General features: G+C 46.8%; 3 protein-coding genes and 1 pseudogene. 1 reads left to right on the top strand and 3 read right to left on the bottom strand.

Annotation, left to right across the window (positions count from 1 at the left end):
* From AC3A8L_RS10700 to AC3A8L_RS10710, 3 genes and pseudogenes are all read right to left on the bottom strand, one after another.
* A pseudogene (locus tag AC3A8L_RS10700) lies at positions 1-240 on the bottom strand (hypothetical protein); the annotation flags it as partial.
* Between the two features lie 10 nt (positions 241-250).
* Positions 251-817: a PilN domain-containing protein gene (locus tag AC3A8L_RS10705; RefSeq protein ID WP_487962244.1), complete on the bottom strand. Its 567-nt coding sequence runs from the start codon at positions 815-817 to the stop codon at positions 251-253.
* Between the two features lies 1 nt (position 818).
* Positions 819-1886, bottom strand: coding sequence for a pilus assembly protein PilM (locus AC3A8L_RS10710; RefSeq protein ID WP_487962245.1), 1068 nt, complete (start codon positions 1884-1886; stop codon positions 819-821).
* Between the two features lie 171 nt (positions 1887-2057).
* Between AC3A8L_RS10710 and AC3A8L_RS10715 the strand changes: the two genes are divergently transcribed.
* Positions 2058-4001: penicillin-binding protein 1A (locus AC3A8L_RS10715; RefSeq protein ID WP_487962246.1), on the top strand; the 1944-nt coding region annotated here is incomplete at its 3' end.

A 4001-nucleotide genomic window follows, 5' to 3' on the forward strand; every position in this document is an offset into this window, starting at 1 on the left:
GGTATAGTTACCAATTATTAGAGCAACTTTCTTTAAGGTAACTTCACTCCTCGCTGCAACCTCTAACTGGGTGTTTTTATCTTTAACAACCAAGAAAAAAACGCCAACAATAATCAGAACGATTGCAGCAATCCAGATAAAGACCCTGCCGGCGAAAGGCCAAACACCTACCCGGTCCCAGTCGAGCGAAGATACATCAAAACCCTGAAGCTGCTCAACCAACTCATTTAAATTTGCCATACGCCCCCCTCTATTTATTTTTATCGTCTTCGCTAGAAGGGACAACCGTGTTTAATACTACAGAAAAGCGCACCGCTTGCTCGCCATAAGCTGGGTCCGCCGTCACAGATTTGAGATTAGACTCAGAAAACCATGTCGAATTATCGATATTACGCATTAGTGATGCCACCCGACTATTAGACTCCGCAACACCGTCAAGTGTAATGCCATTTCCCTTTCTTACCATCGACAAAATAAATACACCATCAGGGATGGCACGAACAAACTCATCAAAATAGCGAACAATAACCGGGCGAGTCCCCTGAAGATCTTGAATAACCCGCATACGTGAAATCAAGTCTTCTCGCTTTCGCTTTAACTCCTGAATCTCCGCCACTTGCTTATTCAAAACAGCAAGTTCATCTTTTAACAGCTTATTTCGATACTCTTGATTATCAATAGCGCCATTCACAACGCTAACCCAAATAAACGCAGCAATGCCAGCCAGAATACAAACAAAAACGGAGTGTGATATAAATTCTTGCTTTTTTTCTCGACGAAACTCTTCACGCCAACTGAGTAAATTAATTCTAGCCATCTTAATCAAAACTCCTTAACGCTAAACCGGTCACAATCATTAATGAAGGAGCATCATTAGCCAACGCCGCAGAATTCACTCTCGAAGATACCGACATATTGGCAAAAGGGTTAGCAACAGAGGTTTGTGTTTCAAGCTTATCTTCAACCATGTCGGACAAGCCATCCATTGAAGCAACACCCCCGGCAAGCAATACGTGGTCAACCTCATGGTACTGGCTCGATGAAAAGAAAAACTGTAGCGAACGCGTCACCTGCTGAACGACATTATCTTTGAACGGCTCAAGTACTTCAGCCTCATAATCATCAGGCAAACCACCTTGCCGCTTCGCCAGGCCGGCCTCCTCTTCAGATAAACCGTATCGACGCTGAATTTCTTCGGTAAGCTGCTTGCCGCCAAACAACTGCTCACGAGCATAAACAATCTTTCCCTCAACCAACACACTGAGCGTAGTCATAGTTGAACCGATATCAACAATAGCAATGACTTTATCGTAAGCGCCCTCGATTTGATCTGCCTGTAAATCAAAGGAACGCTCCAAAGCATAAGCCTCAACATCAACGACTTTTGCAGTAAGCCCTGCTAGCTCCATGACGGCTTCACGTGTTTCAACGTTTTCGCTGCGACAAGCCGCCAACAAGACGTTGACCTGCTCCGGTGATTTCTCAGACGGACCAAGAACATCGAAGTCGATCGAAACCTCTTCCAGAGGATAAGGAATATACTGATCAGCCTCCAATGAAATCTGTAGCTCCATTGCGTCATCGGTCAGGCCAGCTGGCATTTCAATGGTTTTTGTAATCACAGCCGAGCCCGGTACGGCTAGCGCAACATCACGCACCTTTGTACGCGCCTGCTGTATCGTCGCCTTAACAACTTGAGCCACCGCATCAACATCGCTGATATTCTTTTCAACAACGACGCCTGGAGGTAAAGGTCTGACAGAGTAATTTTCCACGCGATAGCTGTCGCCATGCCTAGTGAGCTCTATCATTTTTACTGTCGTCGAGCTGATATCCAAACCGAGTAACGGCTTGCTTTTTTTGCTTAGAAAGCTGAGAACACTCATTTTAATATTCTTATCCGCTATTGAGCTGCTGTTAATGTTATAGCACTTGAGTTCGCACCTGCAACAGTACTCGACCTATGCAGAGATGTAAAAGGCTATATACTGTGAAGCCCTCGTACATCACGGTTAACTCTAAAACGACGCTTGCTGTCGTTTATACCTGCAAAGACAATGCTTAAATCATTATTACGTATTATTATTTGGCTCGCATTGACCTTGGTCGGCGGCACTACCCTAAGCTTAGCAGGGATGTACCTATATCTCAGCCCGGCATTACCTTCTGTCGAAAGTCTTCGGGAAGTAAAACTCCAAACCCCGTTAAGAGTTTATTCGGCAGATAACAAGCTTATTGGTGAATTCGGCGAACAGCGCAGAACACCAATTCGCTACCACGACATCCCCGAACGCTATATCGATGCCCTGCTTGCTGCAGAGGATGAAGAATTCTACTCTCATAACGGCGTTTCCATAAAAGGGCTTATGAGAGCCGCTTCACATTTATTGATCACCGGCGAAAAAAAATCCGGCGGATCAACAATCACCATGCAGGTTACTCGCCACTTTTTCCTCAACAAAAAGAAGCACTTCAAACGAAAGTTTAATGAAATACTACTAGCGATTAGGATTGAAAAGGAACTCGATAAATCTGAAATTCTGGAACTTTACGTTAACGTTATGTTTATGGGGAGTCGGGCCTACGGCATCCAAGCCGCCGCCGAAACCTATTACGGAAAGGATGTAAGAGCTCTAAGCACAGCACAACTTGCCACACTTGCAGGACTCTATAAGGCCCCTTCAATCTGGAACCCCCTTAGCAACCCAGAGCGAGCCAAGGAGCGACGTGACTGGATACTCCACCGCATGATGGGTATAGGGAAGATAGATGAAGACACTTTAAGGCAAGCGCTCAGCGAACCCGTAACCGCACAATATCATCGACACCAGCTAGACTTTAACGCACCCTACATTGCAGAAATTGCACGCCAACAAGCAATAAACTTATTAGGCCCCAAAGCCTATACCGACGGCTACAGCATTTACACATCGATAAACAGTAAACTCCAATCCAGCGCACAAGAAGCTGTTCGCACCGGACTCATAACCTACGACAAACGCCACGGCTACCGCGGGCCCGAGCGCCGCATCGGAAAGTCCAGCCTAGAACAACAGCTCGAAGCCCTTAAACAGCGGCCACTAGCCTACAATCTAACACCAGCGCTCATATCAAAGGTTAACGACGACTCTATTGAAGTCTATTTATCGGCCCACGAGACCGCCACCGTCTCGTGGGCGACACTCTCCGAAAAACTACGCCTCTATCAAAGCGAAAACGCTACAAAATCTGCCCCAGAAACGCCGCACCCACTCTTTCAAGCAGGCGACATTATTCGCCTACTTAAAAACACCAACGGCGACTGGAAGCTCACCCAAATCCCCGAAGCACAATCAGGAATTGTCTCTATTGACGCATTTTCAGGGGAGGTTGTAGCACTTGTCGGTGGCTACAACTTCGAGCTCAGCAGCTTCAACCGCATTATCCAAGCAGAGAGGCAACCCGGATCAAACTTTAAAGCGTTCCTATACACCGCTGCATTAGAAAACGGATTTACGCCAGCAACACTCATCAACGACGCTCCCGTTGTTTTCGACGACAACCAACTCGAAAGCACATGGCGCCCAGAGAACTCAAGCGGGAAATTTTATGGCCCAACACGCTTACGCAAAGCACTCTATTTATCACGCAATCTCGTATCCATAAGAGTTTTGCGCAGCATTGGCATCAACACGGCCACAAAAGATATTGCACGATTCGGGGTTGACCCTACGCTACTCCCAAGAGATCTCTCCCTCGCACTTGGCAGCTATGCAATGACGCCATTCGACGTAGCCGCAGGCTATGCAACCTTTGCCAATGGGGGCTATAAAATAACGCCATTCATTGTTGATAGCATCGACAATGATATCGGCGAGAGCATATTCAAAAGCCCGCGAGCACACATCTGTCGCAACCAACCCTGCATGAACAACGCTCCATTCTCTTTTGATCGAGACGCTTTTAGCCTCAGCACAAAAACACAAGCCATCACGCAGGCAGCACCCGAACTAACCGAGGCG

This window comes from Marinagarivorans sp., assembly GCF_982758155.1.

Bases quoted from the DNA above. Each gene is read 5' to 3' on its own strand.
- AC3A8L_RS10710 (WP_487962245.1), bottom strand. From the start codon at position 1,886: ATGAGTGTTCTCAGCTTTCTAAGCAAAAAAAGCAAGCCGTTACTCGGT.
- AC3A8L_RS10705 (WP_487962244.1), bottom strand. From the start codon at position 817: ATGGCTAGAATTAATTTACTCAGTTGGCGTGAAGAGTTTCGTCGAGAA.